This is a genomic window from Paracraurococcus lichenis (genome assembly GCF_030657435.1).
In the GTDB taxonomy this organism is placed as follows: Bacteria; Pseudomonadota; Alphaproteobacteria; order Acetobacterales; family Acetobacteraceae; genus Paracraurococcus; species Paracraurococcus lichenis.
The window spans coordinates 1-22948 of the sequence record NZ_JAUTWS010000015.1; the positions used below are offsets into that span (position 1 = coordinate 1).

Genomic DNA, 22948 nt, shown 5'->3' on the forward strand with positions numbered 1-22948 from the left:
CTTTCGAACGCAAGGTTGGGTCCGTCTCCCATGGACAGCCAGAATATTCGCATCCGCCTCAAGGCGTTCGATCACCGCGTGCTGGACGGCAGCACGCGGGAGATCGTCAACACCGCGAAGCGGACGGGCGCACGGGTGCGCGGGCCCATCCCGCTGCCGACGGAGATCGAGCGTTTCACCGTCAACCGCTCGCCGCACGTCGACAAGAAGTCGCGCGAGCAGTTCGAGATCCGCACGCATCGCCGCCTGCTGGACATCGTCGACCCCACCCCGCAGACCGTGGACGCGCTGATGAAGCTCGACCTGGCCGCGGGCGTGGACGTCGAGATCAAGCTCTGAGCGGCAGGGGGAGTAGTTCGCCATGGCCGCCAAGACCGGCCGCACCGGCCTGATCGCCAGGAAGCTGGGCATGACCCGGCTCTTCAACGACGATGGCAGCACGGTCCCCGTGACCGTCCTGCATCTGGACGAGGTGCGCGTGATCGCCCGCCGCAATGCCGAGAAGGATGGCTATGACGCCCTCCAGCTCGGCATCGGCAAGGCGAAGCCGAAGAATGTCACCCGCGCCAATCGCGGCCACTTCGCCAAGGCCGGCGTCGAGGCGCCGCTGAAGGTGGTCGAGTTCCGGATCGGCGCCGATGCGGCGGTCGACCCGGGCGCGGCGCTGACGGCCGCGCATTTCGCCAAGGGCCAGAAGGTCGATGTCACCGGCATCACCAAGGGCAAGGGCTTCGCGGGCGCGATGAAGCGCTGGAACTTCGCGGGCCTCGAGGCCTCGCACGGCGTCTCCATCAGCCACCGCTCGCACGGCTCCACCGGCAACCGCCAGGATCCGGGCAAGACCTTCAAGAACAAGAAGATGGCGGGCCATCTCGGCGTCGAGCGCGTCACCACCCAGAACCTGGAGGTGGCCGGCCACGACCTGGAGAAGGGCCTGCTGCTGATCAAGGGCGCGATCCCCGGCTCCAAGGGCGGCTATGTGCTGGTGCGCGACGCGGTGAAGCGCGCGCGCCATGCCGATGCGCCCTTCCCCGCGGCCGTGGCCTGAGGATAGAGAACGATGCAGGTTCCGGTCATCACGCTGGATAACGGCTCGGCAGGCGAGATCGAGCTGCCGGAGGCGATCTTCGCCGCGGCGCCCCGCCCCGACATCATGGCGCGCGTCGTGCACTGGCAGCTGGCCAAGCGCCGTGCCGGCACGCACAAGGTCAAGGGGATGGGCGAGGTCTCCGGCACGACCAAGAAGCCCTATCGCCAGAAGGGCACGGGCAATGCCCGCCAGGGCTCGCTGCGCGCGCCGCAGTTTCGCACCGGCGGCGTCGTGCACGGCCCGGTCGTGCGCGACCACGGCTATTCGCTGAACAAGAAGGTCCGGCGCCTCGGCCTGATCTCCGCGCTCAGCCAGAAGGCGGCCGAGGGCAAGCTGGTGGTGCTCGAGACGGCCTCGGCCGGCGAGACGCCGAAGACCGGCGCGCTGGCGAAGCAGGTCAAGGCGCTCGGCTGGAAGTCGGCGCTCGTGGTGGACGCGCAGGTGGACGAGGGCTTCGGCCGCGTCGCCCGCAACCTGCCGAACCTGCAGGTGCTGCCGACCATGGGCGCCAATGTCTACGACATCCTCAAGTACGACGTGCTCGCGGTCACCCGCGCCGGCGTCGAGGCCCTGAAGGAGCGCCTGGCATGAGCGAGGCCACGACGCGCCCGCTCCTCTCGAAGGAGCGGATGTACCAGACCATCCTGGCGCCGCTGGTGACGGAGAAGGCGACCGCCCTCTCCGAGCAGAACCAGGTGGTCTTCCGCGTGCCGCTCGAGGCGACGAAGCCCGAGATCAAGGCTGCGGTCGAGGGCCTGTTCGGCGTGAAGGTGCTGGCGGTCAATACCCTGATCGTGAAGGGCAAGACCAAGCGCTTCAAGGGCCGCCCGGGCCAGCGTTCGGACTGGAAGAAGGCGATGGTGAAGCTGGCCGAAGGCCAGAGCATCGACCTCACGACGGGACTCGCGTGACGCCATGGCGCTGAAGAATTTCAACCCGGTCACCCCGAGCCTGCGCGGCACCATCCTGGTGAAGCGCGACGAGCTCTGGAAGGGCGCGCCGGTCAAGCAGCTCACCGAGGGCAAGCATTCCTCGGGCGGCCGCAACAACCACGGCCGCATCACCGTGCGGTTCCGCGGCGGCGGGCACAAGCAGTCCTACCGCGTCGTCGACTTCAAGCGCCGCGCCAAGTTCGGCGTGCCCGCGACGGTCGAGCGGCTGGAATATGACCCGAACCGCACCGCCTGGATCGCGCTGCTCAAGTACCAGGACGGCGAGCTCGCCTATATCCTCGCGCCGCAGCGCCTGAAGGCGGGCGATACTGTGGTGGCCGGCGAGCGCGCGGACATCAAGCCGGGCAATGCCATGCCGATGTCCGCCATCCCGGTCGGCACCATCATCCACAACGTGGAGATGAAGCCGGGCGCGGGCGGCAAGATCGCGCGCTCGGCCGGCACCTATGTGCAGCTCGTCGGCAAGGATGCCGGCTATGCCCAGATCAAGCTGATGTCGGGCGAGCTGCGGACGGTGCGGGCCGAGTGCATCGCCACCGTCGGCGCGGTGTCCAACCCGGACAACTCCAACCAGCAGATCGGCAAGGCCGGTCGCTCCCGCTGGCTGGGCCGCAAGCCGCACAACCGCGGCGTCGTGATGAACCCGGTCGACCACCCGCATGGCGGTGGTGAGGGCCGGACCAGCGGTGGCCGCCATCCGGTGACCCCCTGGGGCAAGCCGACCAAGGGTGCGAAGACGCGCAACAACAAGCGGACCGACGGGCTCATCGTCCGGCGCCGCCACGCGACGAAGGGCTGATCGCGATGCCGCGCAGCGTATGGAAGGGGCCGTTCGTCGACGGCTACCTGCTCAACAAGGCGGAGGCCGCGCGTGCCTCGACGCGCAACGAGGTCATCCGGATCTGGTCGCGCCGCAGCACCATCCTGCCGCAGTTCGTCGGCCTGACCTTCGGTGTCTACAACGGGAAGAAGTTCATCCCGGTGCAGGTCTCGGAGAACATGGTCGGCCACAAGTTCGGCGAGTTCTCGCCGACGCGCACCTTCTCGGGGCACAGCTCCGACAAGAAGGCGAAGCGGGGCTGATCCGATGAGCAAGCCGAAGCACGAGCGCTCGCTCGCCGAGACCGAGGCGCAGGCCGTCACGCGGAACATCCGCGTCTCGCCGCGCAAGCTCAGCCTGGCCGCGGGGCTGATCCGCGGCCGGACCGCCGCCGATGCCGTCGCCACGCTGACCTTCAGCAAGCGCCGCATCGCGCAGACCGTGAAGAAGACGCTGGAGAGCGCGATCGCCAATGCGGAGAACAACCACCAGCTGGACGTCGACCAGCTCGTGGTGGCCCGCGTCGAGGTCGGCCGGTCCCAGGTGATGAAGCGCTTCCACGCCCGCGGCCGCGGCCGCGCCGCCCGCGTCGAGAAGTGGTTCAGCCACCTGACGATCGTCGTCGCCGAGCAGCAGGCGGCCGCGCCGGCCCAGCAGGAGGCCGCGTAACATGGGTCACAAAGTCAATCCGATCGGCTTCCGGCTCGGCATCAACCGGACCTGGGACAGCCGCTGGTTCGCCGGCGACGACTACTCGAAGCTGCTGCACGAGGACCTGAAGCTGCGCGAGACGCTGCGCACCCGCCTGAAGGGCGCGGGCGTCAGCCGCGTGGTGATCGAGCGCCCGGCAAAGAAGCCGCGCGTCACGATCCACGCCGCGCGGCCTGGCGTCGTCATCGGCAAGAAGGGCGCCGACATCGAGAACCTCCGGAAGGACATGGCGAAGCTCGCCGGCGCCGAGGTTTCGCTGAACATCGTCGAGATCCGCAAGCCCGAGATCGACGCGACGCTCGTCGCCGAGAACATCGCCCAGCAGCTCGAGCGCCGGGTCGCCTTCCGCCGCGCCATGAAGCGCGCGGTGCAGTCGGCCATGCGCCTCGGCGCGGGCGGCATCCGGATCAACTGCGGCGGCCGCCTCGGCGGCGCCGAGATCGCCCGGATGGAGTGGTACCGCGAGGGGCGCGTGCCGCTGCACACGCTGCGCGCGGACATCGATTATGGCACGGCGACGGCCAAGACGACCTACGGCACCTGCGGCGTGAAGGTCTGGATCTTCAAGGGCGAGATCCTAGCGCACGACCCGATGGCGCAGGACCGCCGGGCCGCCGAGCAGGCGCCGCAGCGCTGAGGGATGAACTGAGATGCTGCAACCCAAGCGCACGACGTTCCGCAAGGCCCACAAGGGCCGGATCAAGGGCATCGCCAAGGGCGGCTTCTCGCTGTCCTTCGGCGGCTTCGGCCTGAAGGCGCTCGAGCCCGAGCGGGTGACGGCGCGCCAGATCGAGGCGGCCCGCCGCGCGATCACCCGCGCCATGAAGCGCCAGGGCCGTGTGTGGATCCGCATCTTCCCGGATGTCCCGGTCTCGACCAAGCCCGCCGAGGTCCGCATGGGCTCCGGCAAGGGCGCGCCCGAATACTGGGTGGCGCGCGTGAAGCCCGGGCGGATCATGTTCGAGCTCGACGGCGTCCCGAACGACGTCGCGCGCGAGGCGCTGACGCTCGGCGCGGCGAAGCTGCCGATCAAGACCAAGATCGTCCAGCGCCTCGGCGCGGAGGCTTGAACCCATGACCAAGATTGCCGATATCCGCGCCAAGACCGCGGATGAGCTGCAGACGCAGCTCCTGGATCTCCGGAAGGAGCAGTTCAACCTGCGGTTCCAGCGTGCGACCGGCCAGCTCGAGGCGACCGGCCGCATCCGCGTGGTGCGGCGCGACATCGCCCGCATCAAATTCGTCCTGTCCGAGCGGAAGCGCTCGGCAGCATCCCAACCCAAGGCTTAAGGGGAGACCGGCGGCGATGCCGAAGCGAGTCCTCACGGGCCGGGTGGTCAGCGACAAGATGGACAAGACGGTCACCGTCCTTGTCGAGCGTCGCGTGATGCACCCGCTCTACAAGAAGTTCATCCGGCGCTCGAAGAAGTACGCGGCGCATGACGAGGCCAACCTGTGCAAGGAAGGCGACGTCGTGGCGATCGAGGAGTGCCCGCCGATCTCCAAGCGCAAGGCCTGGCTGGTCGTGCAGCGCAACGGGCAGCCGCTGGCGGAAGCGCCGGCTGAGGCGGTGTCGGCATGATCGGCGTTGAAGCCAACCTCGACGTCGCGGACAACTCCGGTGCGCGCCGCGTCCAGTGCATCAAGGTTCTGGGCGGCTCCAAGCGGAAGACCGCCTCGGTCGGTGACGTGATCGTCGTCTCCGTCAAGGAGGCGATCCCGCGCGCCAAGGTCAAGAAGGGCGAGGTGCATCGCGCCGTCATCGTCCGCACCGCCTATCCGGTGCGGCGCATCGACGGCACGGCCATCCGCTTCGACAACAACGCCGCCGTGCTGATCAACAAGCAGGGCGAGCCGATCGGCACCCGCATCTTCGGACCCGTGGTGCGCGAGTTGCGCGCGCGGAAGTACATGAAGATCATCTCGCTGGCGCCGGAGGTCCTGTAAGGCCATGGCCGCGAAGATCAAGAAGGGCGACCGGGTCCAGGTCCTGACGGGCCGGGACAAGGGCAAGCGCGGCGAGGTCATCGCCGTGATGCCGACCGAGAGCCGTGCCCTGGTGCAGGGCGTGAACCTGGTGAAGCGCCACCAGAAGCCGCAGGGGATGAACCGTCCCGGCGGCATCACCGAGAAAGAGGCGCCGATCCACCTGTCCAACCTGGCGCTGATCGACCCGAAGTCCGACAAGCCGGCCCGCGTGGGCTTCCGGCTGCTCGAGGACGGGAAGAAGGTGCGCGTGGCGAAGCCCTCGGGCGAGGTGCTTGACGCATGAGCGACACGAAGAAGAAGGCCGGCGGCAAGCCCGAGGCCGGGAAGCGCGAAGGCGGCGGCGGCGGCGAAGGCCGCGTGCAGGCGGTCGCGGCGAAGGCGGGCAAGGCCGCGGCCTCGCCGGCCGAGAAGCCGCGCCTCGCGCAGTTCTATGCCGAGGTGGTTCGCGCCGAGCTCCAGAAGGAGTTCGGCTACAAGAACCCGATGGAAGTGCCCAAGCTCGAGAAGATCGTCATCAACATGGGCGTGGGCGAGGCGGCGGGCGACCAGAAGAAGCTCGACGCGGCCGTCGCCGACCTGACGGCGATCGCCGGCCAGAAGCCGGTGCGGACGAAGGCGAAGAAGGCGATCGCGGGCTTCAAGATCCGCGAGGGCCAGGCCATCGGCTGCAAGGTGACGCTGCGCAAGGCGCGGATGTACGAGTTCCTGGACCGGCTGGTGACCATCGCCCTGCCGCGCGTCCGGGACTTCCGCGGCATCCCGGGCAACCGGGGCTTCGACGGCCGGGGCAACTATGCCATGGGCCTGAAGGAGCAGATCGTGTTCCCCGAGATCAACTACGACCGGGTGGACACGGTACGCGGGATGGACATCCAGTTCGTCACCACGGCGAAGACCGACAAGGAAGCGAAGGCGCTGCTGAAGGCGTTCCAGCTTCCTTTCCAGAACTGATCTTGGAAGACCGCCCGGGCCATGGCCCGGGAGCAGGTTCCGGAGGATAGAAACCGCATGGCCAAGACTTCGGCAGTCGAGAAGAACCGGCGCCGCGCGAAGCTCTCCGCGACGCATGCCCCGAAGCGTGCTGCGCTGAAGGACATCGTGATGGACCGCAGCCTCCCCGTGGAGGAGCGGTTCGACGCGACGCTCAAGCTCGCCCAGTTGCCGCGCAACGGCGCCAAGGTGCGCGTGCGCCTGCGCTGCGAGCTCACCGGCCGCCCGCGCGGCAACTACCGCAAGTTCAAGCTCAGCCGGAACATGCTGCGGGAGCTGGCCAATACCGGCCAGATCCCCGGCCTGACCAAGGCGAGCTGGTAAGGAGGGCAGGCCATGTCGCTGTCCGATCCTCTGGGTGACATGCTCACCCGCATCCGCAATGCCCAGCGGGCCCGGCAGACGCGCTGCGTCGCCCCGGCCAGCCGGCTGCGGACCGATGTGCTGGATGTGCTGAAGCGCGAGGGCTACATCCGCGCCTGGCGCGTCGAGGAGCTGCGCCCCGGCATCCGCAACATCGAGATCGAGCTGAAGTACTCGGAAGGCGAGCCCGCCATCAAGGAGATCACCCGCGTCTCCAAGCCGGGCCGCCGGGTCTACAGCAAGATCAAGGAGCTGCCGAAGTTCTACAACGGCCTCGGCATCTCCATCCTGTCGACGCCCCGCGGCGTCATGAGCGACAACGAGGCCCGCGCTGCCAATGTCGGCGGCGAAGTCCTCTGCCGCGTGTTCTGAGGGAGGGGTAGGGCATGTCGCGCGTCGGCAAATATCCCGTCCCGGTCCCGGCCGGCGTCCAGGTGGCGCTGCAGGGCCGTACCGTGGTGGCGAAGGGCAAGAACGGCGAGCTCACGCTCGACCTCACCGACGAGGTCGATGTCGAGGTCGCCGACAACCAGGTGGCGGTGAAGCCGCGGCGGGACGACCGCCGCAGCCGCACCATGTGGGGCACCACCCGCAGCCTGATCAACGGCATGGTCACCGGCGTCTCCACGGGCTTCACCAAGTCCATGGAGATCACCGGCACCGGCTACCGCGCCGCGGTGCAGGGCAAGGACCTGGTCCTCAGCCTCGGCTTCAGCCACGAGGTGCGCTATCCGATCCCGGCCGGCATCACCATCGTCTGCGAGCGTCCGACCGCCGTGAAGGTGTCCGGCGCGGACAAGCAGCGGGTGGGCCAGGTCGCGGCCGAGATCCGCGCCTATCGCGGCCCCGAGCCCTACAAGGGCAAGGGCGTCCGCTACACCGACGAGACCATCCTCCGGAAGGAGGGTAAGAAGAAGTAATGGCCGACAAGCTCGCATTGCAGCAGCGCCGCCGCTCGCGGCTGCGCTACCAGCTGAAGCTGAAGTCCGGCGGGCGCCCGCGCCTGTCCATCTTCCGCTCCGGCCGGCACATCTATGCCCAGGTGATCGACGACGCCCAGGGACGGACGCTGGCCGCTGCCTCGACGCTCGAGAAGGAGCTGCGCGAGAGCCTGAAGACCGGCGCGGACCGGGATGCCGCGACGGTCGTCGGCAAGCGCGTGGCCGAGCGGGCGATCGCCGCCGGCGTGACCGCCGTGGTCTTCGACCGCGGCCCCTACCTCTATCATGGCCGGGTCAAGGCCCTGGCCGACGGCGCCCGCGAGGGCGGCCTGTCGTTCTGAGGATTGCATAGATGGCACGTCAACCTCATGGCGGCGGTGGTGGCGATCATGGCGGCGAGGGCGGTGACCGCCGTCGCGGCCGCGGCCGTGACCGCGAGCGGGAGAACCGGCAGGAGCGGCAGGACGGCGACGAGCTGAAGGACAAGCTCGTCACCATCAACCGCGTTGCCAAGGTGGTGAAGGGCGGCCGTCGCTTCAGCTTCGCCGCCCTCGTCGTCGTCGGCGACCAGAAGGGCCGGGTCGGCTGGGGCGCGGGCAAGGCCCGCGAGGTGCCCGAGGCGATCCGCAAGGCGACCGAGCAGGCGAAGCGGACCATGATCCGCGTGCCGATGCGGGAAGGCCGGACGCTGCACCACGACGTCATCGGCGAGTTCGGTGCCGGCCGCGTGGTCCTGCGCTCGGCCCCGGCCGGCACGGGCATCATCGCCGGCGGCCCGATGCGCGCGATCTTCGAGACGCTCGGGATGGGCGATGTCGTGGCCAAGTGCCTCGGCTCGACCAACCCGCACAACATGATCAAGGCGACCTTCGCGGCGCTGACGCGCTCGACCAGCCCGCGGGCGGTCGCCTCGCGGCGCGGCAAGAAGGTCTCCGACCTGCTCGGCCCGCGCAAGGACGCGGCCGCACCGGCCGAGACCTCGGCGGCGGAGGCCCCGAATGTCTGACAAGAAGACCGTGAAGGTGACCCAGACCGGGTCGCCGATCGGCCGCAAGCCCGGCCAGCGCGAGACGCTGATCGGCCTCGGCCTCAACAAGATGCACCGCTCGCGGGAGCTGGAGGACACTCCGGCCGTCCGCGGCATGATCCGGAAGGTCGCCCACCTCGTGAAGGTGGACGATACCCCGGGCCAGGGTGGGTGAGATGAAGCTGAACGAGATCCGGGACAATCCCGGCGCGCGCTACAAGTCCAAGCGGCTCGGCCGGGGCATCGGCTCCGGCAAGGGCAAGACCTCGGGCAAGGGCGTGAAGGGCCAGAAGGCACGCGAGGGCGTGGCGCTGAACGGGTTCGAGGGCGGCCAGCTCCCGATCTACCGGCGCCTGCCGAAGCGCGGCTTCGTCAACATCTTCCGCAAGGAATACGCGCCGCTCAACCTCGGCGCGCTGGAGAAGGCGATCGAGGCCGGCCGGCTGCCGGCGGGCGAGCCGATCGACGAGGCGAAGCTGCGCGAGGCCGGCATCGTCCGCAGCGGCGCGAAGCTCGCGGGCGTGCGGCTGCTCGGCCATGGCGCGATCTCGCGGGCGGTGACCATCACCGTCTCCGGCGCCTCCGCCTCGGCCATCGCCGCGGTGCAGGCGGCGGGCGGCACGGTCACCGTGCTGAACGCGCCGGCCGAGGCCCCGGCCGAGGGCTGATCCCGATCCGCGCGGCGGCGCTGGCCGCCGCGCGCCCCTCGGGCATCGTGCTTGCCCCCCGCCAGGGCGGGGGCTACCTAGAGATGGAATCGTGGCTGCGGCGCCACCGCCGGCGGAGCCTCCGCCCGCGCTCGGCGCCGCGGTCGTGTGGAGGGTTCGCAATCCCATGGCCTCCGCCGCCGAACAGCTCGCGGCCAATCTCAACCTCGGCGTCCTGTCCAAGGCCACCGAGCTCAAGAAGCGCATCTGGTTCACGCTGGGCGCGCTGATCGTCTACCGGCTCGGCACCTATGTGCCCGTGCCCGGCGTCGATGCCACCGTCATGGGCGAGATCCTGGCGCAGCACGGCGGCGGCATCCTCGGCATGTTCGACATGTTCACCGGGGGCGCGCTGGGGCGCATGACGGTCTTCGCGCTGAACATCATGCCCTATATCTCGGCCAGCATCATCATCCAGTTGATGTCGGCCGCCATCCCGCAGCTCGAGACCCTCAAGAAGGAGGGCGAGTCGGGCCGCAAGAAGCTGAACCAGTACACGCGCTACCTGACGGTGCTGATCGCCGTCTTCCAGGCCTGGGGCATCGCCATCGGGCTCGAGAGCATGCGCGGCGCCTTCGGCAATGCGGTGCACGACCCCGGCTGGTTCTTCCGCATCTCCTGCGTCATCACGCTGGTCGGCGGGACGATGTTCCTGATGTGGCTGGGCGAGCAGATCACCGCCCGCGGCGTCGGCAACGGCATCTCGCTCATCATCTTCGCCGGCATCGTCGCCAACCTGCCGCATTCGCTGGTCTCGCTGCTCGAGCTCGGCCGCACCGGCGCGCTCTCGACCATCTTCATCATCTTCTTCATCCTGATCGCGCTGGCCGTGATCGGCATCGTGGTCTTCATGGAGCGGGCGCAGCGCCGCATCCCGGTGCAGTACCCGAAGCGCCAGGTCGGCAACCGCATGTTCGGCGGGGAGGCGACGCATCTCCCGCTCAAGTTGAACACGGCGGGCGTCATTCCGCCGATCTTCGCCTCCTCCCTGCTGCTGCTGCCCGCGACCGTCGCCGGCTTCGCCGTGGATCCGGGGAAGGAGGGGGTGCTGCAGACGATCGCCAATGCGCTCGCGCATGGCCAGCCGCTCTACATGGCGCTCTACGTCGCGCTGATCATCTTCTTCTCCTTCTTCTACACCGCGGTCGTGTTCAACCCGGTCGAGACCGCGGACAACCTGAAGAAGTATGGCGGCTTCATCCCCGGCATCCGTCCCGGCCAGAATACCGCGGACTATTTCGACCGGGTGCTGACCCGGCTGACGGCGGTGGGTGCGCTCTATCTCTGCCTGGTCTGCATCCTGCCGGAGATCCTGATCAGCAACTACGGCGTGCCCTTCTACTTCGGTGGCACTTCCCTGCTGATCATCGTCTCTGTCACCATGGACACGGTGGCGCAGGTCCAGTCGCACCTCTTCGCCCACCAGTACGAGGGACTGATCCGCAAGGCGAGGCTCGGCGGGCGCGGGGCACCCCGCCCCCGATAGAAGGGCCGCGGCGGGTCGGGGTCGGAAACGCAAGTCACGCGGGCCCCGTCGGGCCTGCGGTCGGATGGGGGATGACGGTATGAACCTGATCCTGCTGGGCCCGCCGGGCGCAGGCAAGGGGACCCAGGCCAAGCGGCTCGAGGACGGCTACGGCCTGACGCAGATCTCGACGGGCGACATGCTGCGCGCCGAGGTGAAGTCGGGCAGCGAGATCGGCCTGCAGGCCAAGGCGATCATGGAGCGGGGCGAACTGGTGCCCGACGCCATCATCATCGCCATGCTGGCCGTCCGCGTCTCCGCCCCCGACATCGCCGAAGGCTTCATCCTCGACGGCTTCCCCCGCACGGTCCCGCAGGCCGAGGCGCTCGACATCATGCTGAAGGAGAAGGCCATGCCGCTCCATCACGTGATCGAGCTGCAGGTGGACGATGCCGCGCTGGTCGAGCGCATCTCCGGCCGCTTCACCTGCGCCAAGTGCGGGGAGGGCTACCACGACAGCTTCAAGCAGCCGAAGCGGGCCGGGATCTGCGACCGTTGCGGCAATGCGGAGTTCACCCGCCGGGCCGACGACAAGGCGGAGACGGTGGCCGCCCGGCTGGAGGCCTATCACCGCCAGACGGCGCCGCTGCTGCCCTACTATGCCGCCAAGGGCATCCTGCGGGTCGTCGACGGCATGGCCGAGATGGATGCGGTGGCGAGGTCGCTGGAGGCGATCCTCGGGCCGCCGCAAAAGGGTTGACGGAGAGGGCGCGGCCGGTATAGTCCGCGCCTCTCGCGGGCAGGGGTGGCCGTCAGGCCGCCGTGGCCGCGTTTAGCCGTTCGTCAGATTAACGAAGATCACCTCGCCGGCAAGGCGCGGGGACCAGGGTGGTCCCGCCTCTACCGGTGTCGAGCAGGAGCGACAGGCTCCAGGAGCTGAGCAGTGGCGCGCATCGCCGGTGTCAATATTCCCACGAACAAGCGCGTGCCGATCTCGCTGCGCTACATCTACGGCATCGGGCCGAAGAACGCGCTCGACATCTGCCAGGCGCTCGGCATCCCCGAGGAGCGCCGCGTCAACCAGCTCACGGATGAGGAGATCCTCCGCATCCGCGAGCTGATCGACCGCGAGTACCGGGTCGAGGGCGACCTTCGCCGCGAAGTGGCGATGAACATCAAGCGCCTGATGGACATGGCCTGCTACCGTGGCCTCCGTCACCGCAAGGGCCTGCCGGTCCGCGGCCAGCGCACCCATACCAATGCCCGCACCCGCAAGGGCAAGGCCGTGCCGATCGCCGGCAAGAAGAAGGTGACGAAGTAAGATGGCCCGGGAACCCCGTGGCGGCGCCCGCGCGCCGCGCAAGAAGGAGCGCAAGAACATCGCCACCGGCGTGGCGCATGTCCTGGCCTCCTTCAACAATACCATCGTGACGATCACGGATGCCCAGGGCAACGCGATCGCCTGGTCCTCCTCGGGCAGCCAGGGCTTCAAGGGCAGCCGCAAGTCCACCCCCTATGCCGCGCAGGTCGCGGCCGAGGATGCCGGCCGCAAGGCCCGCGAGCACGGGATGGAACAGCTCGAGATCATGGTGAGCGGGCCGGGGTCGGGCCGTGAATCCGCATTGCGCGCGCTGCAGGCCGTGGGCTTCTACGTCACCGCGATCCGCGACGTGACGCCGATCCCGCACAACGGCTGCCGCCCCCGCAAGCGCCGGCGCGTCTGAACCGCGCCGCTACGGGGGAGGGTGCCGCAAGGAGATGCTCGTGATCGAGAGGAATTGGCGGTCGCTGATTCGCCCGGAGAAGCTGGGCGTCGAGGTCGGGAGCGATCCCGAGCGCGTGGCGACCATCGTGGCCGAGCCGCTGGAGCGCGGCTTCGGCATGACGCTGGGCAATGCGCTGCGCCGCGTGCTGCTGTCCTCCCTGCAGGGCGCGGCCGTCACCGCGCTGCGCATCGACGGCGTGCTGCATGAGTTCAGCAGCATCCAGGGCGTGCGGGAGGATGTCACGGACATCGTCCTGAACGTGAAGCAGCTTGCCATCCGGATGCAGGGCGAGGGGCCGAAGCGCCTGCAGCTCACCGCGACCGGCCCGGGCGAGGTGACCGCCGGCCAGATCCAGACGACCGGCGACATCGAGATCTCCAACCCGGATCTGGTGATTTGCACGCTCGACGACGGCGCCAAGCTGTCGATGGAGCTGACGGTCAATACCGGCAAGGGCTATGTCCCGGCGGCGATGAACCGGCCCGAGGACGCGCCGATCGGCCTGATCCCGGTGGACGCCATCTACTCGCCCGTCCGCCGCGTGGCCTACCGCGTGGAGCCGACCCGCGTCGGCCAGGTGACGGACTACGACAAGCTCGTCCTGAACGTCGAGACCGACGGCACCGTGGCGCCGGAGGACGCGGTGGCGCTCGCCGCCCGCATCCTGCAGGACCAGTTGCAGCTCTTCATCAACTTCGACGAGCCGCGCGAGCGCAAGGTGGAGGAGGAGCGGGACGACCTGCCCTTCAACCGCAACCTGCTCCGCAAGGTGGATGAGCTCGAGCTCTCCGTCCGCTCGGCGAACTGCCTGAAGAACGACAACATCGTCTATATCGGCGACCTCGTGCAGAAGACGGAGCAGGAGATGCTCCGCACTCCGAACTTCGGCCGCAAGTCGCTGAACGAGATCAAGGAGGTTCTCGCCTCCATGGGCCTGTCCCTCGGCATGACCGTCACGGGCTGGCCGCCGGAGAACATCGAGGACCTGGCGAAGAAGCTGGAAGAGCCGTTCTGAGGCCGGCGAGACTTAGGAAGACATCAACATGCGTCACGGTATTGCCGGCCGTAAGCTCGGCGTCACCTCCACCCATCGGGTCGCCATGTTCCGCAACATGGCGACCAGCCTGCTGAAGCACGAGCAGATCACCACCACCCTGCCGAAGGCGAAGGAGCTGCGCCCCTACGTGGAGCGCATCATCACCCTCGGCAAGCGCGGCGGCCTGCATGCGCGTCGCCAGGCCTATGCGCAGATCATGGACGAGAAGGTGGTGGACAAGCTCTTCACCACCATCGCCGAGCGCTACAAGGCCCGCAGCGGCGGCTATACCCGCGTGCTGAAGGCCGGCATCCGCTATGGCGACGCCGCCTCCATGGCGGTGATCGAGCTGGTGGACCGCGATGTCGCCGCCAAGGGCCAGGACAGCGGCCCGAAGCCGGAGGCGGCGAGCGAGGAGCAGGAGGCGGCGTAAGCCCCTTCCGGCCGCATTTCAGGTTCTGCGCCGGGGCGGATGGGCGATCATCCGCCCCGGTTGCGCGTTCAGCGGCGCGTGTTCAGCGTCCGGCGATCGCCGCCGCCGCCACCTGCCCGTCCTCGGCCGAGGTCCCGCCGGAGACGCCGACCGCGCCGATGATGCGGTTCTCCGCCGTCAGCAGCAGGCCGCCCTCCACCGGCATGGCCCCCGGCAGCGCCAGGATCGCCATGCGGCCGCCGACCAGCGCATCCTCGAAGGCCTTGGTCGGGCGGCGATAGGTCGCCGCACTCTTCGCCTTGTCCAGCGCCACCTGCAGCGAGGCCGTCTGGGTCCCGTCCACCCGGGCGAAGGCGACGAGGTTGCCGGCGGTATCCACCACCGCGACGGCCATCTGCAGGTTGCGCTGCTGCGCGCTGGCGATGCCGGCCTCCACCACCTTCCGCGCGGCGTCCAGCGTGACGTTGGGGCCGTAGCCCGGCGCCGGCTGCGCCCGGGCGACAGGCATGGCGAGAAGCGCCGCAGCCGCGGCGGCCAGGATGATGCGCATGGTCCATTCCTCCCGGGGTCGTTGCCCCGGAGGAAGTCTTCGCCGGACGGGGGCCTCCTGCAAGCGGGATCGCAGAGGGGGCGCTGCCCCCTCTGCACTCCCCCGCCGGGGGGTCAAGCGACCCCCCGGACCCCGGCCCGAGTCAAACCCATGGGATCCAAGGGCCTTAAGCCCTTGGCTGGGGGAGTGCGAGGGGGACGGCGTCCCCCTCGCATCACCCGCGCCGCCGGGATCAGTCGAGGCGGATTCCCGCCTCCCGCACCAGCACCGCCATCTGCTCGCGGCCGTCCTTCACGAAGCGCGCGAAGTCGGCCGGCGCGCTGCCGACCGGCACGGCGCCGATCTGCGCCAGGCGCTGCTTCACCCCGTCATCGGCCAGCGCCGCGGTCAGCGCCTCGTGGAGCTTCGCCACGATCGGCGCCGGCATGCCGTGCGGCCCGAAGAGTGCCGCCCATTCGTTCGAGTCGAAGCCCGGGAAGCCGCTCTCGGCCAGCGTCGGGACATCGGGGCGGCTCGGCACGCGCTGCAGCGTGGCGACGGCCAGGAAGCGCGCCCGGCCGCTGTCCACGATCGGCCCGGCGCTGACCGTCGTGATGAACACCGCGTCGATCGCCCCCGCCGCCAGGTCGCGCGCCGCATCCGCGCCGCCGCGATAGGGCGCGTGGATGACCTCGATCCCCGCCCGCTTGCAGAACTGCAGCAGGCCGACATGCCCGGCCGTCGCATTGCCCTGGGTGCCGACGCTGATGCTGCCCGGCTTCGCCTTGGCGAGCGCGATGAACTCCGCGAGCGTCTTCGCCGGGAAGTCCTGCTTCACCGCCAGCACGCCCGGGAAGGTCACCACCAGGGAGACCGGGACGAAGCTCGCATAGTCGAAGGGCAGGCCCTTCATCAGCGCCGGGTTCACGAGGTGGGAGGAGGCATCCCAGAGCAGCGTATAGCCATCCGGCGCCGAGGCGGCGACCGCGCCGCCGCCCACGCTGCCGCCCGCGCCGGTGCGGTTCTCGACGACGATGCTCTGGCCCAGCCTCTGCGTCATGACCGGCGTGATGGCCCGCGCCGCGCTGTCCGCCGCGCCGCCGGCGGCGAAGGGCACCACCAGGCGGATCGGGCGGTTGGGCCAATCGCCCTGCGCCCCGGCGCCCATGGGCAGCAGCGTTGTCCCCGCGCAGGCCAGCAGGCCGCGACGTCTCAGATGCATTGTGGCGTCCCCCGGAAGGCGGCACGATCCGCCCCTAACACGGGGGATATGAGGCCAGGAATGCCGCCACGCTACGATGAATTGCCGCGTCCCGATGATGGCTCCGGCCTGCCTCTCGCCTGGGGCGTATGGGGGCCGCAGGACGAGGTCGGCACCCTCAACCGCATCACCGAGGCGACCGTCGCCGCCGCGGCCTCCGAGATCCGCGACGGCCGCCGCTTCAACCTGAACCTGCCGCTCGACGAGCCCTTCGGCGCCACCCACCAGGGCAGCCATCGCCGCCGGACGCCGCCTAGCCCGACCCTGATTGCGGACGAGACGCCGGGCAAGCTGATCCGCGACGACCGGCTGGACAGCTTCTGGCTGCAGGGCAGCACGCAGTGGGACGGGCTCTCCCACTTCGCCGATCCCTATCATGGCTTCTACAACCATGCGCCCGTCAGCGCCGTGGTGCATGGGGCGGAGAGCCGCAACGGCATCGACAAGGCGCTCCGCCACGGCATCGCCGGCCGCTGCGTGCTCGCCGACCTGGCGCGGCACTTCTCGAAGACAGGCCGCGACTGGGGCCCGCTCGGCGGCCGCCGCGCCTCGGCCGAGGACCTCGCCGCCTGCCTCGCCGGGCAGGGCGTGGCGCTGCGCCCCGGCGACATCCTGCTGGTCCGCACCGGCTGGCTCGAGGCCTTCCGCGCCGCGCCGGACATCGATGCCCGCGACCATCTCGTGCGCGGCACCAACAAGGCCCAGGACTACAGCGGCCTCTCGGGCGGGGAGGACATGTGGCGCTTCCTCTGGGACCAGGGCGTCGCCGCCACCTGCGCCGACAACCCGACCGTGGAGGTCTGGCCCTACTTCCCCTGGAAGCCGACCCTGCACTGGGCCATCGCCCGGCTCGGCCTGGTCATCGGCGAGTTCTTCGACTTCGAGGCCCTGGCCGCCGATAGCGCCGCGACCGGCCGCTACACCGGCTTCTTCACTGCGGCGCCGCTGCATCTGCGCGGCGGCGTGGGCTCCCCGGGCAATGCGCTGGCGATCCGATAGGAGAGGCCGGCTGTCACCCGGAGGGTCGTTCCACGCGCTGATCGTAGAATTGTATTCACAAACCCCGGAGGTCCGTGTTTCCTGGTCTCGCATTTTCGCGAACCGTGGGAGCGAGCCCCTCCGTGCCGGATACGCATCTCGACAGCCACACCATGCCCACGCCCGCCGACTGCCAGACCAACGAGGCGAGCCCGAGCGGCTCCGCCCTGCTCTTCGGTGACGAGAAGACGCCGCCGCTCTGGCTCTGGCTCGCCATCGAGCAGGACGAGCTCGTGGCGCTGGAGGCGGCGCTGCTCGACCACCTCCGCTCGCCGCTCTTCCCCTCCCGCATCGGCGAGGGGCCGCTGCAGTCCGGCGACGATGCCGGGCTGCTCGAATTCGCGCTGCGCTTCGGCACCATCGCCGGCCGCTTCGCGCAGGGCACCGACCTCGTCATCGCCGCAACCCGCATCGTGACGGAGCGCGGCGGCCCGCTCTCCCGCCAGGGCGCCATGGCCTGCGTCGAGGCGCTGCAATACCGCCTGCATGCCGAGGCGCGCGGCCTCGGCGCCGCGGCGACCAACCCGGCGCGGCTGCGGCATTTCGTGCTGGCCAGCCGCCTCGCCGCCGATCTCTGGCTGCGGCACGTCCAGGGGCCGGACAGCGGCCGCCCGCTGCACCGGCGCATGGCGGAGGCGCTCGGCTTGCCGGCGGCCACCCCGGCGCCGGCCGCGCCGGAGCCGCCGCCGAAGCCGCAGGCGGGGCCCGGCACGGTGACGGTGCTACAGCCCTTCGAGCCGCCGAACGACCGCGCGGAATGGCTGAGCTACCAGCCGCTGACCGCCCCGCTGCCGCTGCGCCGCGTGCCGCGCGACTCGGTGCGGCGGATCGAGGCCCTGGCCGAGGCGGCGCCCGCCTTCGCCGCGCCGCTGAAGGAGATCCGCCGGACGCTGGCGCTGGCCGCGCATGCCGGCCGGCCCTCCCCGCGCATCCGCCCGATCCTGCTGGTCGGCGCGCCGGGCATCGGCAAGACCTGGTTCGCGCGCCGCCTGGCGCAGGCGCTGATGCTGCCCTTCGCCTCGCTCAACCTCGGCGGCGCGACGGACAACCGCTGCCTGCAGGGCACCGCGCGCGGCTGGTCGGCGGCGACGCCGGCCTGGCCGATCGCCGAGATGTCCCGCCTGCAGGCGCCGAACCCGGTGCTCTTCCTCGACGAGGTCGAGAAGGCCGGCGGCCAGCGCGAGAGCAATGGCCGGGCGCATGACACGCTGCTGGCGATGATCGAGCCGGAGAGCGCCGCGGGCTGGTACGACGAGTGCCTGCGCACCACGGCGGACCTGCGCAACGTGGTCTGGGTGATGGCGGCGAACGAGACCCGCGGCATCCCGGCGCCCTTCCTCTCCCGCGTCTCGGTGCACCATGTGCAGCCGCCGCCGGCCTCGGCCTTCGACGGCACCTTCTCCGGCCTGCTCTCGGGGATCGCCGCGGATATCGGCTGCGTGGCACAGGAGCTGCCGGCCCTGCCGCTGGAGACGCGGCAGGCGCTGAAGCGCAGCTTCGCCCAGCACCGCAACCTGCGCCGGCTGCGGGCGCAGATCGAGGAATGCCTCGGCATCGCCGCCGAGGAAGCGCTCGAGGTCGCGCACTGACGGCTGGGACCAGGCGACGCCTGCGCGGATCCGGGCAGGCGTCGCGATCCGACCGATCAAGGCAGGCAGCCAGGCCGTCGCTCAGGCGGCCGGGCGCCAGCGGGAGACCCAGCCCTCGTCGAAGCCCATGACCAGCTCGTCCGCGCAGCCGCGCAGGACCAGGTGGTCGTGCAGGAAGGCCAGCAGGTTCGCGGCATCCAGGCGCATCGGCGGCGCCGTGCCGCGCAGCGCATGGGTCACCGGGAAGCGCGCCAGCCAGTCCTCCAGCACCGCGCGCGGATTGGCGTTGCGGTTGCACTGCAGCACCCAGGCATTGAACTCGGCGAAGACCACCGGGCGGAAGCGCGCCAGCGTCGCCTTCGCGCCGTCCAGCACCTCGGTCTCGAAGCCCTCGACATCCACCTTCATGAAGTCGAGCCGGGCGAGGCCGTGCCGCGCCACCAGCGCATCCACCGTCTCGACCGGCACGCGGACCCTGGGCAGCGACTCGCCGCCGAGCGTCGCCGGGTCCAGCAGATGGGCGCCGGCGGAATGCTCGGCCGCGTGGAATTCCGCCACGCCCGGCGCGGCGCCGAGGGCGACGGCCTCGACCGCGACGCGCTCCCCGAGCCCGTTCGCCGCGACGGTCTCCCGCAGCGCGGCATGGGTGCGCGGGGAGGGCTCGACCGCCAGGATCCGCCCGCGCGGCACGACCGGCGCGAGGGCGAGGGCCGAGAGGCCGATATTGGCGCCGATATCGAGCGCGACGCCGTCCGCCGGCAGCACGGCGGCGGCGACCGCGGCCATCTCCGCCATGCCGGTCGCATGGGCCTCGGCATGCGCGAAGAAGCTGTCCTCCGCCTGGCCGGCCACCTGCCAGTCCCGCCCGCCGATGCGGATCGCGCGCGTGCCGATCATCCCTGCCTCCGGCCCCTGTCCGGGCTTCAGATGGGCGATGGCGGGCCGGGACGGAAGCGCCGCGGCGTCAGATCCGGCCCATCAGCGCCATGATGATCAGCACCAGCACGATCAGGCCGAGCAGGCCGGAGGGGTAGTAGCCCCAGCCGCGGCTATAGGGCCAGGTCGGCAGGGCGCCGAGCAGGATCAGGATGAGCACGATCAGCAGGATGGTGGACATCGTCGTTCCTCTCCCGTGAGGCACATGGTTCGGGCGAGGAACGGCGACAGACCGCGCCGGTTTCCGGGAGGATCCCGGCGCTTTGTCGTGATGGCGGCCTCTAGCGCAGGAATTCCGGCGAGATCAGGTTCGGCAGGAACAGCACCACCTCGGGGAAGACGATGATGGCCGCCAGAACCGCAAGCATCGGCAGCAGCATGATGCAGGTATCCTTCAGCGCATCCGCGATGCGCATCCCGGCCACCGAGCAGGCGATCATCAGGCAGAGCCCGTATGGCGGCGTCACCAGCCCGAAGGCGAGCGCCACGATGCCGATCATGGCGAAATGCACCGGGTCCATGCCGACGCCGACGGCCAGAGGCTGCAGGATGGCGCCGACGATGATGATCGCCGGGATGGCGTCGAGGAAGCAGCCCACCACCAGGAAGACGCCGGCGATGAAGAAGCCGGTGGTGATCCGCCCCATGCCCCAGGTCGAGACATTCGCCAGCAGCGCCTCCGGGATCTGGTAGAAGGCGAGCAGCCAGCCGAAGGCCGAGGCGGTGCCGACGCAGAACAGCGCGACGCCGGCCAGTCGCCCCGTCTCCCCCAACGCGTCCACCAGGCCGCGCCAGGTCATCTCGCGGTAGACGACCAGGGAGAGGAAGCCGGCATAGAGCACGGCGATGCAGGCGCTCTCCGTCGCGGTGAACCAGCCGAAGATCTTGCCGCCGATGATGATCATCGGCGTGGTCAGGGCCGGGATGGAGATCAGGAAGGTGTGCGCGATCTCGCGGAGCGTCGCCCGCGGATAGGTCGGGTATCCCCGCGCCTTCGCATAGGCATGCACGGTCGCCATCTGCACCAGCCCGATCAGCAGGCCGGGGATGATGCCGGCGAGGAAGAGCGCGCCGATCGAGACCGTCAGCACGCCGCCCCAGACGATCATCAGGATCGACGGCGGGATGATGACGGCGAGCACCGCCGAGACGGCGGTGATGGCGACGGAGAAGCTGTCGTCGTAGCCCTCCTTCCGCTGCGCCTCGATGAAGATCTTCGACTGGCTGGCGGCATCCGCCGTGCTGCTGCCGGAGATGCCGGCGAAGAAGATCGACAGCACCACGTTGATCTGCGCGAGGCCGCCGGGGAAGTGGCCGACCAGCGCCCGGCTGAAGGCCATGAGACGGTCGGTGATGCCGCCGATGTTCATCAGGTTGGCGGTCAGCAGGAAGAAGGGGACCGCCAGCAGGATGAAGCTGTTGTAGGCGTTGAAGGTCTCCTGCGCGAGCATCATGGGGCTGAGCCGCGGCTCGATCAGCAGGATCGGCAGGCAGGCGAGGCCGAGCGAGACGGCGACCGGCACGCGCAGCACCAGCAGCAGGAAGAAGACGCCGAAGAGGATCTCGGCGGCCGTGCCGGCCGAGAGGACATTGCCGCCCATCACGCGGCCTCCCCGCGCAGCACCGCGACGGCGTCCAGCATGCGCTCCGCCTCGAACAGCATCCAGACCGCGCCGGCGACGGGCCAGGCGATGTGGATGATCCAGAGCGGCAGCTCGGCCAGTTCCGAGATCCGCCACCACGCGAAGTCGGTGAACTCGATCCCCCACCAGAGGAAGACGAAGGCGAAGACCAGGATGAAGCTGCCCGAGAGCAGCTCCACCTTCGCCTCGCCGCGCGGCGAGAGCCTGGGGAAGACGTCGACGGTGAAGTGCGTCCCCTCCCGCACCGCCAGCATGGCGCCGAGCATGACGGAATAGACCAGGCAGAAGCGGGCCATCTCCTCCGTCCAGATATAGGCGGGGATCAGGGAGGTGTAGCGCGAGAAGATCTGCAGGCTGACGGGGAGGACCAGCACGCCGACGGTCACGATCAGCAGCAGCAGGATCAGGCCGGCAAGCGCGCGGTTGACGGCGCGGAGCGCGGCCGGCGCCCCGGGACGATGGGTTTGCATGAAGGGTCCTGGACGAGGGGAGCGGCGAGGGCGGTCACCGCGCGGCCGTGCCGGCCGGCCGCGCGGGGCCGGCGGGCTTACGAGGTCAGCGCGTTGATGCGGTTGAGGATGGTCTCCGCATCGATCTCCTTGGCATAGGCGGCCATCACCGGATCGACCAGCTTCTTCATCTCGGCGCGCTGGGCAAACTCGACGCGGCGCAGCCGCCCCACCTTCTCCAGCGTCTCCAGGATCTGCCCGTCGGCGCCCGATTCGGCCTGGCGGTGGAAGGCGCTGGCCTCCTTGCCGGCGCGGCGGATCGCCGCCTGCAGGTCGTTCGGCAGCTTGCTCAGCGTGCCGACGGAGAAGCAGAGCGGCCGGATGGTGATGGCGTGCTGGGTCATGGCGAGGTCGGGCGCCACCTCGTAGAACCGCATCTGCTCGACGCCCGCCGCCTCGTTCTCGCCGGCGTCGATGACGTTGTTCTGGATGGCGTTGTAGATCTCGTTGTAGGCGATGACGGTCGGCGACATGCCGACGGCGCTGAAGGTGCGCGACCAGATCGGCGCGCCCTGCACCCGGACCTTCAGGCCGCGCATCCCGGCCAGGTCCGTCACCTTCTTGTTGGCGAAGATGTTGCGCACGCCGCCGCCGCCATAGCCGATCATCAGCACGCGGGCGCGCTTCTCGACCTCGTCCGCCACCGGCTTGAACAGGTCCTGGTCCAGCACGGCGTTCCAGTGCCCGAGGTCGCGGAACAGGAAGGGCGCGTCGATGAAGGGCGCCGCCTTGGAGAAGGTGGACATATGCGCCGGCGAGACGACGGCATAGTCCACCGCCCGCCCCTGCGCCATGTACTCGAAATACTGCTTCTCGAGGCCGAGCGACGAGTTCTTGTGCAGCACGAAATTGATCGGCTTGCCCCAGTACTGCTTCACCAGTTCCTCGAACCGGACCAGCGCCTTCGTATAGGGATGGTCGTCGCCGAACTGGGAGGCGCCGTTCAGGGTGATGGCCCCCTGGGCGCGAACGGGGATGGACAGAAGGGCGGGCGCAGCCAGCGCGCCCCCCAGCAGGGCCCTGCGATGCATGATGTCTCCTCGGACGTGGTCGGCCTTGGTGGCCGTTTCCGGCGGCGAGCCTAGCCGTACATTCCGGGTATGGGAACCGGCGTCCGATGCGGCCGTCCCCGCCGGCCAGGACGAAGCCATG

36 protein-coding genes are annotated in these 22948 nt (G+C 69.8%); 29 read left to right on the forward strand and 7 right to left on the reverse strand.

The features are described 5' to 3' along the window. Positions 1-30 precede the first annotated feature (30 nt). The 27 genes from rpsJ to rplQ all read left to right on the forward strand — a co-directional run bounded on the left by rpsJ (position 31) and on the right by rplQ (position 14291). Positions 31-339, forward strand: coding sequence for a 30S ribosomal protein S10 (gene rpsJ / locus Q7A36_RS16585; protein ID WP_007004401.1), 309 nt, complete (start codon positions 31-33; stop codon positions 337-339). A gap of 22 nt (positions 340-361) precedes the next feature. After that, the gene (rplC, locus tag Q7A36_RS16590) at positions 362-1048 is read left to right on the forward strand and encodes a 50S ribosomal protein L3 (RefSeq protein WP_305104839.1); all 687 of its coding nucleotides are present in this window, start codon (positions 362-364) and stop codon (positions 1046-1048) included. 12 nt (positions 1049-1060) lie between these two features. Then, complete coding sequence (rplD, locus tag Q7A36_RS16595) at positions 1061-1681, forward strand: 50S ribosomal protein L4 (RefSeq protein WP_305104840.1); 621 nt, start codon at positions 1061-1063, stop codon at positions 1679-1681. After that, positions 1678-2001, forward strand: coding sequence for a 50S ribosomal protein L23 (locus Q7A36_RS16600; RefSeq protein WP_305104841.1), 324 nt, complete (start codon positions 1678-1680; stop codon positions 1999-2001). The genes rplD and Q7A36_RS16600 overlap by 4 nt, the downstream gene beginning before the upstream one ends. Positions 2002-2005: 4 nt before the next feature. Next, positions 2006-2842: a 50S ribosomal protein L2 gene (rplB, locus tag Q7A36_RS16605; protein ID WP_305104842.1), complete on the forward strand. Its 837-nt coding sequence runs from the start codon at positions 2006-2008 to the stop codon at positions 2840-2842. A 5-nt stretch (positions 2843-2847) separates the two neighbouring features. Next, positions 2848-3126, forward strand: a complete 279-nt coding sequence (gene rpsS / locus Q7A36_RS16610) for a 30S ribosomal protein S19 (protein ID WP_305104843.1) — start codon at positions 2848-2850, stop codon at positions 3124-3126. A 4-nt stretch (positions 3127-3130) separates the two neighbouring features. Then, positions 3131-3532 (forward strand): 50S ribosomal protein L22, encoded by a 402-nt coding sequence (gene rplV, locus Q7A36_RS16615; protein WP_305104844.1) that lies wholly within the window; start codon positions 3131-3133, stop codon positions 3530-3532. Position 3533: 1 nt separating this feature from the next. Continuing rightward, positions 3534-4211: a 30S ribosomal protein S3 gene (gene rpsC / locus Q7A36_RS16620; protein ID WP_305104845.1), complete on the forward strand. Its 678-nt coding sequence runs from the start codon at positions 3534-3536 to the stop codon at positions 4209-4211. 13 nt (positions 4212-4224) lie between these two features. Next, a complete protein-coding gene (gene rplP, locus Q7A36_RS16625) occupies positions 4225-4644 on the forward strand; it encodes a 50S ribosomal protein L16 (RefSeq protein WP_305104846.1) in 420 nt (139 codons plus the stop codon). Positions 4645-4648: 4 nt separating this feature from the next. Next, positions 4649-4864 carry a 50S ribosomal protein L29 gene (gene rpmC, locus Q7A36_RS16630; protein ID WP_305104847.1) on the forward strand — a complete coding sequence of 72 codons (216 nt, stop codon included), beginning with the start codon at positions 4649-4651 and terminating at the stop codon, positions 4862-4864. Between the two features lie 16 nt (positions 4865-4880). Next, complete coding sequence (gene rpsQ / locus Q7A36_RS16635) at positions 4881-5156, forward strand: 30S ribosomal protein S17 (protein ID WP_305104848.1); 276 nt, start codon at positions 4881-4883, stop codon at positions 5154-5156. Then, positions 5153-5521 (forward strand): 50S ribosomal protein L14, encoded by a 369-nt coding sequence (gene rplN / locus Q7A36_RS16640; protein ID WP_043364848.1) that lies wholly within the window; start codon positions 5153-5155, stop codon positions 5519-5521. Before rpsQ ends, rplN begins: the two co-directional genes overlap by 4 nt. A gap of 4 nt (positions 5522-5525) precedes the next feature. Next, positions 5526-5846 (forward strand): 50S ribosomal protein L24, encoded by a 321-nt coding sequence (gene rplX / locus Q7A36_RS16645; RefSeq protein ID WP_305104849.1) that lies wholly within the window; start codon positions 5526-5528, stop codon positions 5844-5846. Continuing rightward, a complete protein-coding gene (rplE, locus tag Q7A36_RS16650; protein WP_305104850.1) occupies positions 5843-6514 on the forward strand; it encodes a 50S ribosomal protein L5 in 672 nt (223 codons plus the stop codon). The genes rplX and rplE overlap by 4 nt, the downstream gene beginning before the upstream one ends. Positions 6515-6571: 57 nt before the next feature. Continuing rightward, a complete protein-coding gene (gene rpsN, locus Q7A36_RS16655; protein WP_305104851.1) occupies positions 6572-6877 on the forward strand; it encodes a 30S ribosomal protein S14 in 306 nt (101 codons plus the stop codon). 12 nt (positions 6878-6889) lie between these two features. Continuing rightward, positions 6890-7288, forward strand: a complete 399-nt coding sequence (rpsH, locus tag Q7A36_RS16660; protein WP_305104852.1) for a 30S ribosomal protein S8 — start codon at positions 6890-6892, stop codon at positions 7286-7288. A 14-nt stretch (positions 7289-7302) separates the two neighbouring features. Beyond that, positions 7303-7836, forward strand: coding sequence for a 50S ribosomal protein L6 (rplF, locus tag Q7A36_RS16665; protein ID WP_305104853.1), 534 nt, complete (start codon positions 7303-7305; stop codon positions 7834-7836). Further along, a complete protein-coding gene (rplR, locus tag Q7A36_RS16670; RefSeq protein WP_305104854.1) occupies positions 7836-8198 on the forward strand; it encodes a 50S ribosomal protein L18 in 363 nt (120 codons plus the stop codon). Before rplF ends, rplR begins: the two co-directional genes overlap by 1 nt. Before the next feature lie 11 nt (positions 8199-8209). Beyond that, positions 8210-8863, forward strand: coding sequence for a 30S ribosomal protein S5 (gene rpsE / locus Q7A36_RS16675; RefSeq protein ID WP_305104855.1), 654 nt, complete (start codon positions 8210-8212; stop codon positions 8861-8863). After that, positions 8856-9059: a 50S ribosomal protein L30 gene (rpmD, locus tag Q7A36_RS16680; RefSeq protein WP_305104856.1), complete on the forward strand. Its 204-nt coding sequence runs from the start codon at positions 8856-8858 to the stop codon at positions 9057-9059. The genes rpsE and rpmD overlap by 8 nt, the downstream gene beginning before the upstream one ends. 1 nt (position 9060) lies before the next feature. Beyond that, entirely contained in the window at positions 9061-9552 is a 492-nt protein-coding gene (gene rplO / locus Q7A36_RS16685) for a 50S ribosomal protein L15 (protein WP_305104857.1), read from the forward strand. Positions 9553-9718: 166 nt separating this feature from the next. Further along, entirely contained in the window at positions 9719-11077 is a 1359-nt protein-coding gene (gene secY, locus Q7A36_RS16690) for a preprotein translocase subunit SecY (RefSeq protein ID WP_305104858.1), read from the forward strand. Between the two features lie 79 nt (positions 11078-11156). Next, positions 11157-11816, forward strand: coding sequence for an adenylate kinase (locus Q7A36_RS16695; RefSeq protein ID WP_305104859.1), 660 nt, complete (start codon positions 11157-11159; stop codon positions 11814-11816). 183 nt (positions 11817-11999) lie between these two features. Further along, positions 12000-12377 (forward strand): 30S ribosomal protein S13, encoded by a 378-nt coding sequence (rpsM, locus tag Q7A36_RS16700; RefSeq protein ID WP_305104860.1) that lies wholly within the window; start codon positions 12000-12002, stop codon positions 12375-12377. Between the two features lies 1 nt (position 12378). Further along, the gene (gene rpsK, locus Q7A36_RS16705) at positions 12379-12780 is read left to right on the forward strand and encodes a 30S ribosomal protein S11 (protein ID WP_305104861.1); all 402 of its coding nucleotides are present in this window, start codon (positions 12379-12381) and stop codon (positions 12778-12780) included. Positions 12781-12814: 34 nt separating this feature from the next. Continuing rightward, positions 12815-13837, forward strand: a complete 1023-nt coding sequence (locus Q7A36_RS16710) for a DNA-directed RNA polymerase subunit alpha (protein ID WP_305104862.1) — start codon at positions 12815-12817, stop codon at positions 13835-13837. Positions 13838-13865: 28 nt separating this feature from the next. Continuing rightward, positions 13866-14291, forward strand: a complete 426-nt coding sequence (gene rplQ, locus Q7A36_RS16715; RefSeq protein WP_305104863.1) for a 50S ribosomal protein L17 — start codon at positions 13866-13868, stop codon at positions 14289-14291. 82 nt (positions 14292-14373) lie between these two features. Here the strand turns inward: rplQ and Q7A36_RS16720 are convergent, their stop codons facing one another. Together Q7A36_RS16720 and Q7A36_RS16725 are read right to left on the reverse strand one after the other, a co-directional pair. Then, complete coding sequence (locus Q7A36_RS16720; protein ID WP_305104864.1) at positions 14374-14841, reverse strand: GlcG/HbpS family heme-binding protein; 468 nt, start codon at positions 14839-14841, stop codon at positions 14374-14376. A 232-nt stretch (positions 14842-15073) separates the two neighbouring features. Beyond that, positions 15074-16042 (reverse strand): Bug family tripartite tricarboxylate transporter substrate binding protein, encoded by a 969-nt coding sequence (locus Q7A36_RS16725; protein ID WP_305104865.1) that lies wholly within the window; start codon positions 16040-16042, stop codon positions 15074-15076. Between the two features lie 60 nt (positions 16043-16102). On the opposite strand from Q7A36_RS16725, the gene Q7A36_RS16730 reads away from it, so the two are divergent. Beyond that, complete coding sequence (locus tag Q7A36_RS16730) at positions 16103-17080, forward strand: cyclase family protein (RefSeq protein ID WP_305104866.1); 978 nt, start codon at positions 16103-16105, stop codon at positions 17078-17080. Between the two features lie 122 nt (positions 17081-17202). Beyond that, entirely contained in the window at positions 17203-18708 is a 1506-nt protein-coding gene (locus Q7A36_RS16735) for an AAA family ATPase (protein ID WP_305104867.1), read from the forward strand. Positions 18709-18789: 81 nt separating this feature from the next. Here Q7A36_RS16735 and Q7A36_RS16740 read toward each other — a convergent pair whose 3' ends face one another. The 5 genes from Q7A36_RS16740 to Q7A36_RS16760 all read right to left on the reverse strand — a co-directional run bounded on the left by Q7A36_RS16740 (position 18790) and on the right by Q7A36_RS16760 (position 22827). Continuing rightward, positions 18790-19605 (reverse strand): FkbM family methyltransferase, encoded by an 816-nt coding sequence (locus Q7A36_RS16740; protein ID WP_305104868.1) that lies wholly within the window; start codon positions 19603-19605, stop codon positions 18790-18792. Positions 19606-19672: 67 nt separating this feature from the next. After that, the gene (locus tag Q7A36_RS16745; protein ID WP_305104869.1) at positions 19673-19825 is read right to left on the reverse strand and encodes a DUF3309 family protein; all 153 of its coding nucleotides are present in this window, start codon (positions 19823-19825) and stop codon (positions 19673-19675) included. 100 nt (positions 19826-19925) lie between these two features. After that, on the reverse strand, positions 19926-21245 hold the full coding sequence (locus Q7A36_RS16750) for a TRAP transporter large permease (protein ID WP_305104870.1): 1320 nt from the start codon (positions 21243-21245) through the stop codon (positions 19926-19928). Beyond that, on the reverse strand, positions 21245-21757 hold the full coding sequence (locus Q7A36_RS16755; RefSeq protein WP_305104871.1) for a TRAP transporter small permease: 513 nt from the start codon (positions 21755-21757) through the stop codon (positions 21245-21247). Before Q7A36_RS16755 ends, Q7A36_RS16750 begins: the two co-directional genes overlap by 1 nt. Before the next feature lie 77 nt (positions 21758-21834). Further along, positions 21835-22827 (reverse strand): TRAP transporter substrate-binding protein, encoded by a 993-nt coding sequence (locus tag Q7A36_RS16760; RefSeq protein ID WP_305104872.1) that lies wholly within the window; start codon positions 22825-22827, stop codon positions 21835-21837. Between the last annotated feature and the right edge of the window lie 121 nt (positions 22828-22948).

Excerpts from the sequence above, each read along its gene's own strand:
- rpsJ (WP_007004401.1), top strand. The coding sequence starts at position 31 with ATGGACAGCCAGAATATTCGCATCCGCCTCAAGGCGTTCGATCACCGC.
- rplC (WP_305104839.1), top strand. The coding sequence starts at position 362 with ATGGCCGCCAAGACCGGCCGCACCGGCCTGATCGCCAGGAAGCTGGGC.
- rplD (WP_305104840.1), top strand. The coding sequence starts at position 1,061 with ATGCAGGTTCCGGTCATCACGCTGGATAACGGCTCGGCAGGCGAGATC.
- Q7A36_RS16600 (WP_305104841.1), top strand. The coding sequence starts at position 1,678 with ATGAGCGAGGCCACGACGCGCCCGCTCCTCTCGAAGGAGCGGATGTAC.
- rplB (WP_305104842.1), top strand. The coding sequence starts at position 2,006 with ATGGCGCTGAAGAATTTCAACCCGGTCACCCCGAGCCTGCGCGGCACC.
- rpsS (WP_305104843.1), top strand. The coding sequence starts at position 2,848 with ATGCCGCGCAGCGTATGGAAGGGGCCGTTCGTCGACGGCTACCTGCTC.
- rplV (WP_305104844.1), top strand. The coding sequence starts at position 3,131 with ATGAGCAAGCCGAAGCACGAGCGCTCGCTCGCCGAGACCGAGGCGCAG.
- rpsC (WP_305104845.1), top strand. The coding sequence starts at position 3,534 with ATGGGTCACAAAGTCAATCCGATCGGCTTCCGGCTCGGCATCAACCGG.
- rplP (WP_305104846.1), top strand. The coding sequence starts at position 4,225 with ATGCTGCAACCCAAGCGCACGACGTTCCGCAAGGCCCACAAGGGCCGG.
- rpmC (WP_305104847.1), top strand. The coding sequence starts at position 4,649 with ATGACCAAGATTGCCGATATCCGCGCCAAGACCGCGGATGAGCTGCAG.
- rpsQ (WP_305104848.1), top strand. The coding sequence starts at position 4,881 with ATGCCGAAGCGAGTCCTCACGGGCCGGGTGGTCAGCGACAAGATGGAC.
- rplN (WP_043364848.1), top strand. The coding sequence starts at position 5,153 with ATGATCGGCGTTGAAGCCAACCTCGACGTCGCGGACAACTCCGGTGCG.
- rplX (WP_305104849.1), top strand. The coding sequence starts at position 5,526 with ATGGCCGCGAAGATCAAGAAGGGCGACCGGGTCCAGGTCCTGACGGGC.
- rplE (WP_305104850.1), top strand. The coding sequence starts at position 5,843 with ATGAGCGACACGAAGAAGAAGGCCGGCGGCAAGCCCGAGGCCGGGAAG.
- rpsN (WP_305104851.1), top strand. The coding sequence starts at position 6,572 with ATGGCCAAGACTTCGGCAGTCGAGAAGAACCGGCGCCGCGCGAAGCTC.
- rpsH (WP_305104852.1), top strand. The coding sequence starts at position 6,890 with ATGTCGCTGTCCGATCCTCTGGGTGACATGCTCACCCGCATCCGCAAT.
- rplF (WP_305104853.1), top strand. The coding sequence starts at position 7,303 with ATGTCGCGCGTCGGCAAATATCCCGTCCCGGTCCCGGCCGGCGTCCAG.
- rplR (WP_305104854.1), top strand. The coding sequence starts at position 7,836 with ATGGCCGACAAGCTCGCATTGCAGCAGCGCCGCCGCTCGCGGCTGCGC.
- rpsE (WP_305104855.1), top strand. The coding sequence starts at position 8,210 with ATGGCACGTCAACCTCATGGCGGCGGTGGTGGCGATCATGGCGGCGAG.
- rpmD (WP_305104856.1), top strand. The coding sequence starts at position 8,856 with ATGTCTGACAAGAAGACCGTGAAGGTGACCCAGACCGGGTCGCCGATC.
- rplO (WP_305104857.1), top strand. The coding sequence starts at position 9,061 with ATGAAGCTGAACGAGATCCGGGACAATCCCGGCGCGCGCTACAAGTCC.
- secY (WP_305104858.1), top strand. The coding sequence starts at position 9,719 with ATGGCCTCCGCCGCCGAACAGCTCGCGGCCAATCTCAACCTCGGCGTC.
- Q7A36_RS16695 (WP_305104859.1), top strand. The coding sequence starts at position 11,157 with ATGAACCTGATCCTGCTGGGCCCGCCGGGCGCAGGCAAGGGGACCCAG.
- rpsK (WP_305104861.1), top strand. The coding sequence starts at position 12,379 with ATGGCCCGGGAACCCCGTGGCGGCGCCCGCGCGCCGCGCAAGAAGGAG.
- Q7A36_RS16710 (WP_305104862.1), top strand. The coding sequence starts at position 12,815 with ATGCTCGTGATCGAGAGGAATTGGCGGTCGCTGATTCGCCCGGAGAAG.
- rplQ (WP_305104863.1), top strand. The coding sequence starts at position 13,866 with ATGCGTCACGGTATTGCCGGCCGTAAGCTCGGCGTCACCTCCACCCAT.
- Q7A36_RS16720 (WP_305104864.1), bottom strand. The coding sequence starts at position 14,841 with ATGCGCATCATCCTGGCCGCCGCGGCTGCGGCGCTTCTCGCCATGCCT.
- Q7A36_RS16725 (WP_305104865.1), bottom strand. The coding sequence starts at position 16,042 with ATGCATCTGAGACGTCGCGGCCTGCTGGCCTGCGCGGGGACAACGCTG.
- Q7A36_RS16730 (WP_305104866.1), top strand. The coding sequence starts at position 16,103 with ATGCCGCCACGCTACGATGAATTGCCGCGTCCCGATGATGGCTCCGGC.
- Q7A36_RS16740 (WP_305104868.1), bottom strand. The coding sequence starts at position 19,605 with ATGATCGGCACGCGCGCGATCCGCATCGGCGGGCGGGACTGGCAGGTG.
- Q7A36_RS16745 (WP_305104869.1), bottom strand. The coding sequence starts at position 19,825 with ATGTCCACCATCCTGCTGATCGTGCTCATCCTGATCCTGCTCGGCGCC.
- Q7A36_RS16750 (WP_305104870.1), bottom strand. The coding sequence starts at position 21,245 with ATGGGCGGCAATGTCCTCTCGGCCGGCACGGCCGCCGAGATCCTCTTC.
- Q7A36_RS16755 (WP_305104871.1), bottom strand. The coding sequence starts at position 21,757 with ATGCAAACCCATCGTCCCGGGGCGCCGGCCGCGCTCCGCGCCGTCAAC.
- Q7A36_RS16760 (WP_305104872.1), bottom strand. The coding sequence starts at position 22,827 with ATGCATCGCAGGGCCCTGCTGGGGGGCGCGCTGGCTGCGCCCGCCCTT.